Source organism: Lysobacter sp. F60174L2 (genome assembly GCF_052547135.1).
The window spans coordinates 304,907-318,544 of sequence record NZ_JBQWRA010000003.1; the positions used below are offsets into that span (position 1 = coordinate 304,907).

Genomic DNA, 13,638 nt, shown 5'->3' on the forward strand with positions numbered 1-13,638 from the left:
ATGAGACGGTTCGGTTACGGTTTGATTGCAACTGACACACCCCGTTGCGGCGACTGTCACATGCAACAAAAAGCCCGGCAGGTTTCCCTGCCGGGCCGCTGCGTCCGGCCACTTCCCCAAGCGCCGGCCACTCACCGCTTGCCTCAGAACGAGGCGCTGATCTCGAACGAGTAGCTGGTGCCCAGGTCGTAACGCATCACGTCGGCGCGACCGCCGCCGAATTCCTGGTACTCGCTGTACTCCTCGCCCAGCAGGTTGCGGGCCTCGAAGCCGACGGTCACGTCGGTGTTCCACAGCTTCAGGCCCTTCTTCAGCACCAGGTCGACCGTGGTGCCCGGCTCCTGCATGTAGTCCGGCTGCACGACCACGATGCCGTCGGGCGAGTAGCCGTTGATGCCGCGGGCGTTGATGCGCTCGCTGGCGTAACCCACTAACAAGGTGGCCTGGCTGCCGCTCTCTGGGTTCTCGATGCCGAGCTGCAGGTTGGCCAGGTGCTCGGACTGGCCCTGCATGCGGCTGCCGTCGAGCACCAGTTCGGAAGCGGACTGCGGACGACCGTTGCCTGCAAGCGTGTAGGTCACATCGCCTTCGTCGACCTGCACTTCCGAATCCGACCAGGTGTAGTTGGCGCCAAGGAACAGGCGGCTGTCGCCGAGCCAGTCGAACGGGCTGGCCAAGTACTTGCGGAAGTCCAGCTCCAGGCCATGCACCACCGCCGCAGGCGCGTTGATGAAGCTCTGCTGCCAGCTCGAACCGGAGCGGCCGTTGAGCACCATCTCGACCGGATGCTCGATGTCCTTGTAGAACAGGCCGGCACTGAAGTACTCGCCCTGGTCGAAGTACCACTCGTAGCGCAGGTCGAGGTTGGTCAGCTCGCTGTCGACCAGGAACGGGTTGCCGATCACCAGGCGGTCGCTGTCGAGGTCGAGGTACTGCTGCGGTGCCAGCTCGCGGAACTGCGGACGCGCGATCGTCTGCGACGCACCGAAGCGCAACTGCTGGTTCTCGGCGAAGTTCCAGGTCAGCGACAGCGCCGGCAGGAAGTAGTCGTTCTCCAGCGGTGCCGCGGTCGGCAGCGGCTGGCCTTCGCCGAACAGGTCGATCGGGCGCACCTGCTGGGTCGCGTCCTCGTAGCGCACGCCGACGGTGGCGCGCACGGTGCCGGTCAGCTGCGACTCGGCCTCGATGTAGGCCGCCTTCGTTTCCAGCGACGCGTCATAGGCCGCCGCGCCGGTGCCGCCGGTGGTCTCGCGCAGGGTCAGGTAGCCCTGGCTGATGTTGTAGTCCGACAGCAGGTAGTCCGGGCGCTGGTAGCGCTCGTAGAACGGCAGGTTGCCCAGCGACAGCAGGCGGAACTCGCGCGAGACCGCATCGCGCTCGGTGTCGGACCAGGCGCCGCCGAAGTCGAGCTTGATCTCGCGCTCGGTCGGCAGGCGCCAGCTGACGTCCACGCCGGCATTGTCGACGCGCTCGTTGACCTGGCTGAAGCGGGTGTAGTTCTGCGCCTGCGAGGCATCGTGCTGCCAGAAGCCGTCGGCGTCCTCGCGGTAGCGGAAGCCCTTCTCGTACGGTGCATCGCGGCTGGCGCGCGAGTGGCTGGCGCGCCAGTCGACGGTCAGGTCGCGGTACTCGCCGAATGCGTGCTGGCCGGTGAGCTGGGTGTTGATCATCTCGCGCTCGAACCAGTGGGTGGTGTCGTCGCGCACGTTGTCGCCGGTCAGCAGGCTGTAGCCCTCGCTGCTGCGGGTCTCCTTGTCGGTGTCGTGGACGTACATGGTCATCAGGCCGACGCGGTGGCCGTCCCAGTCGACCGCGGCGCCGAGCAGGCCGTTGATCGTGGCGTTGTTGGTGGTCGACATGAACTCGTGGTCGCTCTGCACCGCCATCGAGCCTTCCTCGACCGCGCCGTCCTGTTGCACGCCGAGCTGGGTACGCCAGCTGTTCTTCATCGCCGCGGTGGCGACCAGTCCCAGCCGGGCATCGCCGCCGATGTCGTAGGCGTTGCCCATGCTGATCTCGCCGTTGAAATCCGGGTCGATGCTGTCAGTCGCCTGCAGCAGGTTGAGCGGCGCGTTGGTGAAGCTGCGCGCGATCTGCTTGACCTCTTCGCTGCTGAAGTCGCGCCCCGGGGTGATGCGGTTGCCGGTGGCGATCGCCTGCTTCAGCTCGGCGGTCATCTTGCGCGTGCCGTCGTCATAGCCGAAGTAGTCGGAATCGCCGCCGCCGTAATGGGTCAGGCCGGCCTGGAAAGTGGTCTCGCTATTGCCGCCGGTGCCGATCTTGAAGTCGAGGAAGGCTTCCTCGGGGATCACCGCGCTCGACAGGTTGATGGTGCCACCGCCGAACTCGCCCGGCATGCGGGCCGAGTAGGTCTTCACCACTTCGATGGTCTGCAGCACGTTGGTCGGGAACAGGTCCAGCGGCACCACGCGCTTCAGCGGCTCCGGGCTGGGCAGCGGCGAGTTGTTGAGCAGGGCGGAGGAGTAGCGCTCGTTGAGGCCGCGCACGTAGACGTAGCGGCCATGGTTGAGGCTGATGCCCGCGACGCGTTGCAGCGCATCGGCCGCGGTGCTGTCGCCCTGGCGTTCAAGGTCTTCCTTGGAGACATGGGTCATGACCGCGGCGCTGAGCAGCATCGGCTCCGGGATGTATTCGCCCTGGACCTGGACCGCGTCCAGTTCGGTGGCCTGCATCGGCGCGGCGGCGGCCGTCGTGCCGGTGGAGACGGGGGTGGACTGCGAGGACGGCGCGGTGGAGGCGGCGGTCTGCGCCGGCGCGATGCTGGGCGCGAGCAGGGCCGAGATCGCCAGGAACAGGCCCGTACGGGCGGGGGTGAGCTTCATGAGTGGCAGCCTTTCAATGGGGTTCGGTGCGTCTGATAAGCCGATGCCGCGGCCCGGCCGCGGCATCGTTGGAGGTCGGGGGCCGCGGACACCGGCCCCGTTCCCCATGGCGTGACGGCCGCGGCGGCCACGCCCGTCGTCGCCGGTCAGCAGTCGTCGGCGGTGAGGCCGCAGGTCCAGCCCTGCCACCAGGTGTCACCGGCGTCCTTGACCGCGCCGATGTAGTCGACGTCGATGAAGGACGCGTTGACCGCAGGCAGGCCGGCATAGGCCGGGACCGCGGTCTCGTTGGCACCGTTGATGAAGCCGCCGGTGAGGGTGGAAGCACCCGAGGAGTTGTTGGTGCCGGCGTTGAAAGCTGTCTGCTCGATGCCGTCGGTGGTGGTGTCGGTATCCGTCGTGTCGTCGAAGAACGGCGTGTCGCACGACAGGTAGGTCGAGTGGAAGGTGCCTTCGGTGGTGGCCGACTGGAACTCCACGCAGGCCGGCGCGCCGGTGACCACGGCGTTGTAGTAGCCGACCTGGGTGCCCTGGTTGAGCACGAGCGCGTTGTCGTGGCCGGCGCCGACGAAGGTGACGTTGGCGAGGTTCGGCATGGAGCGGTACGGCAGGTCCTGCGAGCTCATCTCGTTCATGCGGTCGCCGCCGCCGGCGCGCTGCACGATCAGGCCGAACTGGATGCCGCCGCGGAAGCCGGAGTCGGTGTCGAAGGTATCGTCGTCGTTGCCGGTGCCGACCAGGTGGGTCGCGTTGACCGTGCCGCCGAACCACTCGAAGCCGTCATCGGAACTGTTGTGCACCTGCACGTGGTCGATGGTGGTGCCATCGCCGAGGCCGGCCAGGGTGATCCCGTTGAGCTCGACGTCCGGCAGCACTTCGAAGCCCGAATGCATCACCCGCACGTACTTCAGCACGCCGGTGTTGTCGTCGTTGGCGTTGCCGCCATAGAAGCCGTTGGCGCCCTCGACCTGCGCTTCGCAGGTGGCGGTGCCGGGCTGCGCGGTTCCCGGGCAGGTGCTGATCGCGGCGCGGCCGAGCAGCACCAGGCCGCCCCACTGGCCGATCGAGTCGATGTCGGTGGTGCCTTCAACGCTCTGGCGGCTGGTGAAGACGACCGGCGCGGTCGCGGTGCCTTCGGCGAAGATCTGCGAACCGCGGTTGACCATCAGGAAGTCGGCACCGGCGGAGCCGAATACGGTGACGCCCGGTTCGACGGTCAGGGTGCCCTTGCGTGCCTGTGGCGCCGGGTTGGCGGCGTCGCCACCCATGTCCTCGCCGACGTCGGTTCGGCCGTTGACCGAATACACCACGCCGTCGATCTTCGGCAGCAGCAGGTCGCCGATGATGCGCGAGGGCAGTTGGCAGTTGGTCAGGCTGGCGACCTCGCCGACATCGGTGGTGCCGTCCGGGCACGCGGCTGCGGTCGGCGGCGGGGTGGTTGGCGGCGTGGTCGGTGGTGTGGCCGGCGGAGTGCCGGTCGGCGGTGGCGGGAACGCGCCTTCGCCCGGCGACGCCACGTTGTCGGAACCACCACCACACGCACTGAGCGCGAAGGCCGCGGCCAGGGTCATCAACAGGGTCTTGGAATTGCTGGAAGCAGCCATTTGCACGATTTCTCCGATCACGGGTTGGCTCCACGCACGGGAAGAATTCCGTGGCGAAGATTCAGGAAATCGTTATAGGCAGGGTTTGTGACAGTGGGCTTGCAGCGATAACGGTTTCTTAATCCGTGCGATGAAACGGCCGATTCTGTCGATTGGATGAAACGTGGATGTCATAAAAAAACTGCAATCAACGCCTGACACACTCGGTGCATGAAACGAGAACTCGCGCCTGGTGCCGTCGAAAGAATCCTTGTTATGGCGCGCGCCGGGCAGCCGCCCGATGCACTGCTGCAGCCGTTGCTGGACGATGGTTGGGAGCAGGGCGAGGCGACCGCGGCGGTCGAGTCGGTGGTGCGCGACTGGCTCGATTCGCATGCACGCGACAGCGGATTGCCGCCTTCGGTGCCGGTGCCATCGCCGATCGATCTCAACGGCTCGTCGATATTGCAGGTTGGCGACCGTGGGGTGTCCGTGCTGGCGAGCATGTTGCTGCCGCGGGTGATCGTGTTCGGCGGATTGCTCGGCGACGACGAATGCGACGAACTGGTGGAGATGTCACGACCGAAGCTCAAGCGCTCGACCATCCTCGATCCCGACAGTGGCGGCGACGAGGTGCATGTCGATCGCACCAGCGCCGGCACGTTCTTCCCGCGCGGCGGCAACGCGCTGTGCGAGCGGATCGAGGCGCGCATCGCCACGCTGCTCGATTGGCCGCTGGAGAACGGCGAGGCGATGCAGGTCATGCGCTACGGGCCCGGGGCCGAGTACCGGCCTCATCACGATTACTTCGACCCGGCGTGGCCGGGCTCCATCGGACCGCTCAAACGCGGCGGCCAGCGGGTCGGCTCGCTGGTGATGTACCTCAACACGCCACGGCGCGGCGGTGCGACCACCTTCCCCGAGGCCAGCTTCGAAGTCGCTGCGGTCAAGGGCAACGCGGTGTTCTTCAGCTACGACCGGCCGCACCCGATGACCCGCACGCTGCACGCGGGTGCGCCGGTGCTCGAGGGCGAGAAGTGGATCGCGACCAAGTGGCTGCGCGAACGCCGCCACGACTGACGTCTCAGTCGGCCGTGGTCGCCGGCACCGGTTCACCCGGTGTCTTGTCCCTGTAACGGCAGATGTCGCGGATCGCGCAGTGCGGGCAATCGGGGACGCGCGCCTTGCAGACATAGCGGCCGTGCAGGATCAGCCAGTGGTGGGCGTCGTGCAGGTACTCGTCCGGGATGACGCGCACCAGCAGGTCCTCGACCTCGCGCACGTTCTTCCCCGGCGCCAGCCCGGTGCGGTTGGAGACGCGGAAGATGTGGGTGTCGACCGCCATCGTCGGCTCGCCGAATGCGGTGTTGAGCACCACGTTGGCGGTCTTGCGCCCGACCCCGGGCAAGGCTTCCAGCGATTCACGGTTGCGCGGCACCTCGCCGCCGTGGTTGGCAATCAACTGTTCGGCCATCGCGACCACGTTGGCGGCCTTGGTGTTGAACAGGCCGATGGTGGCGATGTACGGCTTGAGCTTCTCGACCCCGAGCGCGGCGATCTGTCCGGGGGTGTTGGCGACCGGGAACAGTTTGCGGGTCGCCTTGTTGACCCCGACATCGGTCGCCTGCGCCGACAGTGCCACGGCGACCAGCAGCTCGTAGGGAGAGGAGAACTCCAGCTCGGTGGCCGGCTTGGGGTTGAGCTGCCGGAGCCGGGCAAACATCTCCTCGATCTCGGCCTTGCCGAGACGTGAGCGGGGCGCGCGCTTGCGGGCGGGGGACTTGCGGGTTGGCTTGGCCGGCATCGGGTCGACTCAGTGCTTCCTGGCGGCACTGGCCCGGGCCTTGGCGCGCGCCAGTGCCGCTGCGGCCGCCGGCGGCAGCGCCGGACGCGGTGCTTCGCCAGGTGCGTCGGGGGGGGCGGCTGCGACCGTCCGCCGTGCCGCGCGCTCTTCGGCGCGGCGACGCAGGCGTGCTTCGCGGGCGCGGAAGCGTTCGCGTGCCGCCAGTGCGTCGCGCCGGGCGTTCCTGGCGGCTACGACGGATGCGCTGCAGACCGGGTCGCAGCCCGGGCAGGGCTCGCAGGCCAGCAGTCCGGCTTCGATCGCGCGGTCGAGGTCGTCGACCGCAAGCGCCGCGGCGATCACATGCACCGCCGCGCCGCGCGGATCGATGCAACCGCAACGGCAGGTCGCGCCCATGCCAGTCATCGCAGTCAGCGGCCCGTGAACGCCGGCTTGCGCCGTTCCAGGAACGCGCCGGTGCCCTCGCGCATGTCGTCGGTCGAGAACATCAGGCCGAACTGCGCCGTCTCGTATTCCAGGCCTTCCTCGATCCCGCACTCGCCGCCGACGTTGACGCAGTCGATGATCGAACGCAGCGCCAGCGGTGCCGAGCCGGCCAGTTGCGCGGCCAGCTTCATGGTTTCGGCCTCCAGTTCGGCGGCCGGTACCACACGGTTGACGATGCCCAGTTCACGCGCGCGCTGGGCGTCGACCGGCGCACCGACCAGGCACAACTCCAGTGTCGCGGCGCGGCCGGCCAGCCGCAGCAACCGCTGGGTGCCGCCGAAGCCGGGGACCAGTCCGAGGTTGATCTCGGGCTGGCCGACCTTCGCGGTGTCGGCGGCGATCCGCAGATGGCAGCACATCGCCAGCTCCAGCCCGCCGCCGAGGGCGAAACCGTTGACCATCGCGATGACCGGCTTCGGCATCCGCTCGATCGCCCGCATCAGGCGCTGCCCGCGCTGCGAGAAATCGCGACCCTGGACCGGGCTGAGCGTGTTCATCTCGCTGATGTCGGCGCCGGCGACGAACGCCTTGGGGCCGGCACCGGTCAGCACCACGCAGCGCACCGAGTCGTCCCCGGCGGCGGCCTCGAAGGCCTCGCGCAAGGCGTCGAGGGTCGCGCCGTTGAGCGCATTCAGCTTGTCCGGGCGATTGACGGTGACCACCCGTACGGCGGCGTGGTCGGCGATGGTGACCGGGGAGTCGGACAGGGAAGTTTCGGGCATGGGGCGGGCGCCTTGCGGGGTGGGATGAGGGTCGGCGGCTGACCGGCGGGCCATGGCCTGACGGCCGCGGCGGAACTCCGGCGGCATCGTATTGTCAGAGCCTGGGCGTCAGTGGCGGTTAAGCGCTGCCGCCGTTATCCTAGCGCGTCCATCCGGGTCGGTTCGACCGGACGGTGCATCCCGAGCATCAAGGCAAACCGGGGCGGTGTCGCCGCTTCGCGTCATCACCGGAGGTTCCACCGAATGAAGTTGCGTTTGATTGCGGTCGCAGTGGCGGCCCTGACCCTGACCGCGGGCCAAGCCGTCGCGCAGGACACCTCGTCCGAGAAGGGCAAGCTGAGCTACGCGCTCGGTTACGACCTGGGCCGCAACGCCAGCGAGAGCGGCGAGGCGCTGGACGTCAACACCATCGTCAAGGGCCTGCAGGACGGCTACGCCAAGAAGGAGCCGTCGGTTCCGGTCGACCAGCTGCGCACTGCGGTCGAGAACATGCAGAAGCGCCAGCAGGCCAAGGCCAAGGCGGCATGGGACAAGGCGGCGGCCGAGAACAAGACCCGCAGCGATGCGTTCATCGCCCAGAACAAGGCGAAGTCCGGCGTGAAGTCGCTGCCGAGCGGCGTGCAGTACCGCATCGTCGAGACCGGCAACGGCGCCAAGCCGACCCAGGCCAGCACCGTGCAGTTGCAGGTTGGCGGTCCGTTCCCGTGGGGCGAGCGCGGCCAGAACGCCGAGGCGCGCACCATGCCGGAGATCAAGGTCAGCGAAGTCGAGATGCCCGCGATGCGCGAAGTGCTGCTGCAGATGCCGGCCGGCTCCAAGTGGGAAGTGACGCTGCCGGCCGACAAGGCCTACGGCGCCGACCCGCGCACCGGGATCCCGCCGAACATGGCCGTGCAGTTCGAGATCAAGTTGCTGAGCGTCAAGTAATCGACCGCACCGGTAACCGTTCCACCTTTGCGCCGGCCCAATGCCGGCGCAATTGTTTTGAGACCCGCGACAAACAACGATGACCACCCTCTACCGCGCCGTCCTGAGCCCCTGCACCGGCGTCTGCTGCCTCGACGAGCAGGGCCTGTGCGAGGGCTGCCGCCGTACCAGCCACGAGATCGCCCGCTGGTCGCAGATGAACGACGACGAGCGGCTGCGGCTGATGGAGGAGGTACTGCCGGCGCGCGAGGGGTACAGCGGGTGACCGATGCCGGGCTTTCGGCCGGGCTGCGCGAGATCGCACAACTGCGTGCCGCGCTGCGGCCACTGGACGCGCTGCCATCCGACATCGGCTGGAACCGGGACGAACTGGCCGACCTGCTGTTGCCGGCAACCGAACTGGCCGACGCGGCGGTGCTCGTAGGCCTGGTCGCCCGCGCGCCGGGGACCGCCGTGGTGCTGACCCGGCGTACCGATGCGCTGCGCAACCATGCGGGGCAGGTCAGCTTTCCGGGAGGCCGGGTCGAACCCGATGACGACGGTGCGATCGCGGCGGCGCTGCGCGAGACCGACGAGGAGATCGGTGTGCCGGCCGGGCAGGTGGTTCCGATCGGTTTGCTCGACCCGCTGGTGACCATCACGGGGTTCCGGGTCCTGCCGGTGGTCGCCGCGATCGACCCGGCCTATGTCGCCCGTCCGGACCCCGGCGAGGTCGCCGAAGTGTTCGAAGTGCCACTCGCGTTCCTGCTGGACCCGGGCAACCTCGATCAGCACGAAGTCGAGTTCCGCGGCCGTCAGCGGCGCGTGTTGGAATTCCGTTATCCCGCGCAGCGGATCTGGGGCGCCACCGCGTCTATCCTGTGGAACCTGCGCCAGCGGCTGGAGGGCCTGCAATGAACCAATCCGCAAAGAACTGGCAGGCGCTGGTCAATGCCGGCGAACTTGCCGCCGCGCTCGGCCGCGAGGACCTGGTGATGCTCGACGCGCGCGTGCTGCTGACGGACCGCGCGGCCGGCGAGGCCATGTACCGCCAATCGCACATCCCCGGGGCGCGCTACGCCGACCTCGACCGCGACCTGTCCGACCACGGCAGGACGGGCGGTCGCCACCCGTGGCCGGACGCCGCGGACTTCACCGAAACCCTGGGCCGCTGGGGCATCCGCCCCGACACGCAGGTGGTGGTTTACGACGCCGGCGACGGTGCCCTGGCGGCATCGCGTGCCTGGTTCCTGCTGCGCGCGCTCGGTCATCGCGACGTTGCCGTGCTCAACGGCGGCTGGGCCGGCTGGACCTCGCTGGGCCTGCCGGTCGAGTCGGGGGAATCACCGACGGTCGTGCCAACGCCCTACGACGCCAGCTTCGACGAGGACCGGCTGCTGGATGCCGATGCGGTGCAGGCGCACCTCGACGCGGGCGGCATGTTGATCGACGCTCGTGCGGCCGAGCGGTTCCGCGGCGAATTGGAGCCGCTCGACAAGGCCGCCGGCCACGTGCCCGGCGCGGTCAATCGCCCGTACGCGGACAACCTGCGCGACGACCACTTCAAGCGCGCCGACATCCTCGCCGCCGAGTTCAGCGCGCTGCTGGCCGGGCAGGCGCCGGACGAGGTGGCGGTGATGTGCGGCTCCGGCGTGACCGCCTGCCACCACCTGCTGGCGATGGCGCACGCCGGGCTGCACGGGGCGAAGCTGTTTACCGGGTCGTGGAGTGGTTGGCTCGAGGATCCTTCCCGGCCTGTTGCCACGGGGCCGGCCGCCGACGCCGATGCCGGTTTGGATGCTGGTTCCGGTTCCGGTCCAGGTTCCGTGTAGGGGCGACGTAAGTCGCGATTTCACGGATAACCGGGATCGCCGTGCGATCGCGACTTACGTCGCTCCTACACCGGGGTGAACGCCATGTGCCGATATCCGCCGGTCGTACCGGTGGCGACGTTACCCGGGCAATACCCCCAGCCGGTCCTATTTCCCCAGCCGCGCAACCAGCGCACGCAGCGCACCCTGCGTGCCCGGCGCCGACCACGCCTCGATGAACCGCTCCAGCTGGATATGTTCCGGCTGCAGCGCCTCCAGCAGATCGGCGCGTGCGATCCGGCGCGTCTGCAACATCGCTTCGCGCGGCAATGCCAGCAGTTGCTGCAACCATTCGCGCGCCCGCGCGGCGACCTGCTCGATATCGATCAGTTCGTCGACCAGGCCGATCTGCAGGGCGCGCTCCGCTTCCACCAGATCGCCCATCACCAGCAGTCGTTCGGCGCGGCCGACGCCGACCGCGCGGCGCATCAGGCGCTGGATACCCTCGGGTGCGACCAGGCCGACTTGCGTCTCGTTGAGGCCGATGCGGTAGTCGCCGGACGCCATCACCCGGTAATCGCAGCACAACGCCAGCACGCAGCCGCCGGCCGGCGCATGCCCGGCGATGGCGGCGACCACCGGCACCGGGCACGCGGCCAGTGCGCGCGCCGCGGCGAAGAAGCTCTGCCAGGCCGCGGTGAGTGCCTCGCGGTCGTCGCCGAGGCCGAGCAGGTAGGGCACGTCGAGCCCGGCGGAAAACACTTTGGGTCCACCCGACAGCACGATGCCGCGCGCCTCGGCGGTTACCGCTGCGTCAAGCGCGGTACGCAACTCGCGGCACAGCGCCGGATCGAGTGCATTGACCGGTGCCCGCGCGAGTTTCAGTTCGACGATGCCGTCGCCGTGGTCGACCCGCTCGACACAGCTCACGGCGTCACTCCCTCGGGCCAGCGGTAGCGCACCGTGTAGGTCAGCCGGGTCTCGCCATCGGCAGCCACGGGCACGTTGAACTCGACGTGGCGCGCGTCCTTCTTCTTGGACGGCACGCTGCTGGCGGTGACTTCCCAGTCGCTCCAGCGCGGCAGCGGTTCCACCACCCGGATTTCGACATCGGTGTCCTTGGCGTTCTTCAGCGTCACCGCGAACGACTCGGTGATCGTGCGGCCGCTGCGGTCGACCCGCAGATCGGTCGCCTCGCGCTCGGCCGTGAGGTCGAACACGGTGCCGACTTCGAGCCGGATCTCGGCGCCCGCCGGCGTGTGGCCGAGCTGCGACTCACCGAGGAAATCGGCGCCGTCGTAGACGCGGACACGACCCGCCGGGAGCGGCTGGCCGAGCCCGGCTTCCTTGGTGTTCTGCACCGACACCGCGGCCTTGACCGGCAATTCGCCGGTGCTGCCGCGCTGGTTGGGCGCGATCAGCGGGCGCGGCGGCTGCCAGTCCGGCGCGTCGGCATCGACCACGTAGGCACGCTCGCAGGCGATCGCGTCGCGTCGCGGGAACAGCGCCACGCGCTCGGTGGCTCCGCTCTGGATCGGCGTGGTGCCGGGCACCTCGTAGGCGTGGTACTCGCCGGAAGCGCGCTGCTGCGGCATGCCCGGCGCGGCTGCGGCCGTTACCGTGACGCTGTCGTAGGCCTGGCCGCGCGCCATGTACTGGCGTTGCGGCTGCACCCGGCTGGGCTCGCCGGCGACCAGGGTCAGGTGCGCTTCGGCGAACGTCACGCCCGCGCGGTTGGCGACCAGCGCGGCGCCGTCCAGCGCCAGCTTGCAGCCTTCCTTGTCGTCGACCCTTGCCAGGTACTCGGCGCGCCACGCGAGCCCGCCCATCGGGTAGGACAGCAGGAAATCGGCGTCGCCATCGGCCTCGGCGCGCACCGTCCATCGCAGTTCCGCCTGCTGCGGCAACAGGCTGGTGCCGTCGACCACGCTGAAATTGTCGTAGTCACGCACGACCTTGACCCGCCCGTCGCCCAGCGCCAGGGTCAGGCCGTCGCTGGCCGCCAGCAATACGCCGGTATCGGTCTGCTTGGCGCCGCCGGCGGTGTGTTCCACCGTGATGCGCTGTCCGATGATCTGCGATACCAGGTCGCCGGTGCCGGACAGCGGCGCGACATAGCGTTGCGACTCGATCGCGACACCCGGTGTGCGGGCCTGCAGGCTCGCCGCCTCGACATCCATCGCGGCCGGCACGCTGGTGGCGGACACCGCGTTGAGACCGGTCTTGAGGGTGTAGTGCAAAGGCCGCTCGACCAGCGCGTAGCCGGGCATGTCCGGGCCGGGTGCGCCGCTGCGGGCCAGCGCGTCGTAGTCGCCGCTGTAGACCGTCAGGCGGGTGATCCCGGCGTTGGCCGCGGCGTCCTTGTCGGCCGGCCGGGTCGGGGTGGCGGCCGGAGGCGGCTGGCTGGCATCGGGTGCACGCTCCCCGGGCGAACACGCCGCCAGCGTGCAGGCAAGGGCAAGCAACGAGAGGGGACGGTGCATCGCGGACTCCATTCTGGCCTGCCGGTATCATAGGCCGATGCGAACATTCCATGCCTCCCTGTTGCTGGCGCTGGCCGCGATTGCGTTCAGCGTCACCGCCTGCGCGCGTGAATGCGCCCCCACCGTGGCCGATGGCTGGGTCCGGATGCCACCGATGTCGATGCCGATGCTGGCCGGGTTCGGCCGTATCGAAAATCCATGCACGGTGCCGCTGGTGGTCACCGGTGCCAGCAGCCCGTCGTTCGGCGAGGTGTCGTTGCACGAAACCCGCATCGTCGATGGCGTCAGCCGGATGCGTGCGGTGCCGGAGTTGCGCATCGCACCCGACGGCGACGCGATCCTCGAGCCCGGCGGGCTGCACCTGATGCTGATGCAGCCGAACGCACCGCTGGAGGCGGGCAGCCGGGTGGTGGTCGAGTTCGAATTGAAGGATGGCGGTGTGTTGCGCGGCGAATTCGAGGTACGCAAGCCCGGGAACTGAGGCTCAGCCGGAACAGGCCTCGCGCACCTCCGCCGGCAACGGCGCGGCCGCGCCGCTGTCACGGTCGATCCAGACCATCACCACGTGGCCGTCGCAATACAGCACGTTGCCGTCGGCACCATCGACGATGCGATGGCCGATGGTCAGGCTGGTATTGCCGAGCCGCTCGACGAACAGCTCGATCACGACCTGCGCCGGCCACGCGATCGGGCGCCGGTAGTTGAGCTGCGCGGCGGCCACGACGGGTGCGACATGGTCATCCAGCCCCTTGCCGGGGACGCCGATCATCCACTGCAACCGCGCTTCCTCCAGGTAGCTGAGGTACTTGGAATTGTTGACGTGGTTGAACGCGTCGAGGTCGCGCCAGCGGACCGGCATGGGGACCCGGGCCAGTGACGCCGGGGTAGCCGCTGCGACAGCGGCGGGAACGGCCTGCGCCGCGGGCTTCGCCGAATCGTTCGTGGCCGCCGTGGCCCGTGGCTTGCGTGTGGCGTTCTTCTTCGTTGCCTTCTTCGCGGC

The 13,638-nt window shown here is 68.8% G+C and carries 12 protein-coding genes and 1 pseudogene; 5 read left to right on the forward strand and 8 right to left on the reverse strand.

Annotation, left to right across the window (positions count from 1 at the left end; translation table 11 throughout):
• Positions 1 to 143: 143 nt before the first annotated feature.
• Together ACT9AS_RS10435 and ACT9AS_RS10440 are read right to left on the reverse strand one after the other, a co-directional pair.
• On the reverse strand, positions 144 to 2,843 hold the full coding sequence (locus ACT9AS_RS10435; protein ID WP_445100073.1) for a TonB-dependent receptor domain-containing protein: 2,700 nt from the start codon (positions 2,841 to 2,843) through the stop codon (positions 144 to 146).
• A gap of 146 nt (positions 2,844 to 2,989) precedes the next feature.
• Positions 2,990 to 4,447: a hypothetical protein gene (locus ACT9AS_RS10440; protein WP_445100074.1), complete on the reverse strand. Its 1,458-nt coding sequence runs from the start codon at positions 4,445 to 4,447 to the stop codon at positions 2,990 to 2,992.
• 210 nt (positions 4,448 to 4,657) lie between these two features.
• On the opposite strand from ACT9AS_RS10440, the gene ACT9AS_RS10445 reads away from it, so the two are divergent.
• Positions 4,658 to 5,506, forward strand: coding sequence for a 2OG-Fe(II) oxygenase (locus ACT9AS_RS10445; protein WP_445100075.1), 849 nt, complete (start codon positions 4,658 to 4,660; stop codon positions 5,504 to 5,506).
• Between the two features lie 4 nt (positions 5,507 to 5,510).
• Here ACT9AS_RS10445 and nth read toward each other — a convergent pair whose 3' ends face one another.
• The 3 genes from nth to ACT9AS_RS10460 are packed head-to-tail and all read right to left on the reverse strand — an operon-like array spanning position 5,511 to position 7,438.
• On the reverse strand, positions 5,511 to 6,230 hold the full coding sequence (gene nth / locus ACT9AS_RS10450; protein ID WP_445100076.1) for an endonuclease III: 720 nt from the start codon (positions 6,228 to 6,230) through the stop codon (positions 5,511 to 5,513).
• 9 nt (positions 6,231 to 6,239) lie between these two features.
• Positions 6,240 to 6,635, reverse strand: a complete 396-nt coding sequence (locus tag ACT9AS_RS10455; RefSeq protein WP_445100077.1) for a hypothetical protein — start codon at positions 6,633 to 6,635, stop codon at positions 6,240 to 6,242.
• A gap of 5 nt (positions 6,636 to 6,640) precedes the next feature.
• Positions 6,641 to 7,438 (reverse strand): enoyl-CoA hydratase-related protein, encoded by a 798-nt coding sequence (locus ACT9AS_RS10460; protein WP_445100078.1) that lies wholly within the window; start codon positions 7,436 to 7,438, stop codon positions 6,641 to 6,643.
• Positions 7,439 to 7,681: 243 nt separating this feature from the next.
• Between ACT9AS_RS10460 and ACT9AS_RS10465 the strand changes: the two genes are divergently transcribed.
• The 3 genes and pseudogenes from ACT9AS_RS10465 (at position 7,682) to ACT9AS_RS10475 (ending at position 10,176) form a co-directional block, all read left to right on the forward strand.
• Positions 7,682 to 8,365, forward strand: coding sequence for an FKBP-type peptidyl-prolyl cis-trans isomerase N-terminal domain-containing protein (locus ACT9AS_RS10465; RefSeq protein ID WP_445100079.1), 684 nt, complete (start codon positions 7,682 to 7,684; stop codon positions 8,363 to 8,365).
• Between the two features lie 79 nt (positions 8,366 to 8,444).
• Positions 8,445 to 9,262 (forward strand): annotated as a pseudogene (locus ACT9AS_RS10470) (CoA pyrophosphatase).
• Positions 9,259 to 10,176 (forward strand): rhodanese-like domain-containing protein, encoded by a 918-nt coding sequence (locus tag ACT9AS_RS10475; protein ID WP_445100080.1) that lies wholly within the window; start codon positions 9,259 to 9,261, stop codon positions 10,174 to 10,176. The pseudogene ACT9AS_RS10470 and the gene ACT9AS_RS10475 overlap by 4 nt, the downstream one beginning before the upstream one ends.
• Before the next feature lie 147 nt (positions 10,177 to 10,323).
• Here the strand turns inward: ACT9AS_RS10475 and ACT9AS_RS10480 are convergent, their stop codons facing one another.
• Together ACT9AS_RS10480 and ACT9AS_RS10485 are read right to left on the reverse strand one after the other, a co-directional pair.
• On the reverse strand, positions 10,324 to 11,085 hold the full coding sequence (locus tag ACT9AS_RS10480; RefSeq protein WP_445100081.1) for an enoyl-CoA hydratase-related protein: 762 nt from the start codon (positions 11,083 to 11,085) through the stop codon (positions 10,324 to 10,326).
• Entirely contained in the window at positions 11,082 to 12,638 is a 1,557-nt protein-coding gene (locus ACT9AS_RS10485) for a DUF4139 domain-containing protein (RefSeq protein WP_445100082.1), read from the reverse strand. Before ACT9AS_RS10485 ends, ACT9AS_RS10480 begins: the two co-directional genes overlap by 4 nt.
• 64 nt (positions 12,639 to 12,702) lie before the next feature.
• Between ACT9AS_RS10485 and ACT9AS_RS10490 the strand changes: the two genes are divergently transcribed.
• Positions 12,703 to 13,119, forward strand: a complete 417-nt coding sequence (locus ACT9AS_RS10490) for a copper chaperone PCu(A)C (RefSeq protein WP_445100356.1) — start codon at positions 12,703 to 12,705, stop codon at positions 13,117 to 13,119.
• Positions 13,120 to 13,122: 3 nt separating this feature from the next.
• Here the strand turns inward: ACT9AS_RS10490 and ACT9AS_RS10495 are convergent, their stop codons facing one another.
• Complete coding sequence (locus ACT9AS_RS10495; RefSeq protein ID WP_445100357.1) at positions 13,123 to 13,497, reverse strand: thioesterase family protein; 375 nt, start codon at positions 13,495 to 13,497, stop codon at positions 13,123 to 13,125.
• Positions 13,498 to 13,638 lie beyond the last annotated feature (141 nt).

What these genes read in the sequence shown, in the direction of transcription:
- ACT9AS_RS10465 (WP_445100079.1), top strand. Translation starts at nt 7,682, where the DNA reads ATGAAGTTGCGTTTGATTGCGGTCGCAGTGGCGGCCCTGACCCTGACC.
- ACT9AS_RS10495 (WP_445100357.1), bottom strand. Translation starts at nt 13,497, where the DNA reads ATGCCGGTCCGCTGGCGCGACCTCGACGCGTTCAACCACGTCAACAAT.
- ACT9AS_RS10475 (WP_445100080.1), top strand. Translation starts at nt 9,259, where the DNA reads ATGAACCAATCCGCAAAGAACTGGCAGGCGCTGGTCAATGCCGGCGAA.
- ACT9AS_RS10485 (WP_445100082.1), bottom strand. Translation starts at nt 12,638, where the DNA reads ATGCACCGTCCCCTCTCGTTGCTTGCCCTTGCCTGCACGCTGGCGGCG.
- ACT9AS_RS10435 (WP_445100073.1), bottom strand. Translation starts at nt 2,843, where the DNA reads ATGAAGCTCACCCCCGCCCGTACGGGCCTGTTCCTGGCGATCTCGGCC.
- ACT9AS_RS10455 (WP_445100077.1), bottom strand. Translation starts at nt 6,635, where the DNA reads ATGACTGGCATGGGCGCGACCTGCCGTTGCGGTTGCATCGATCCGCGC.
- ACT9AS_RS10440 (WP_445100074.1), bottom strand. Translation starts at nt 4,447, where the DNA reads ATGGCTGCTTCCAGCAATTCCAAGACCCTGTTGATGACCCTGGCCGCG.
- ACT9AS_RS10445 (WP_445100075.1), top strand. Translation starts at nt 4,658, where the DNA reads ATGAAACGAGAACTCGCGCCTGGTGCCGTCGAAAGAATCCTTGTTATG.
- ACT9AS_RS10460 (WP_445100078.1), bottom strand. Translation starts at nt 7,438, where the DNA reads ATGCCCGAAACTTCCCTGTCCGACTCCCCGGTCACCATCGCCGACCAC.
- nth (WP_445100076.1), bottom strand. Translation starts at nt 6,230, where the DNA reads ATGCCGGCCAAGCCAACCCGCAAGTCCCCCGCCCGCAAGCGCGCGCCC.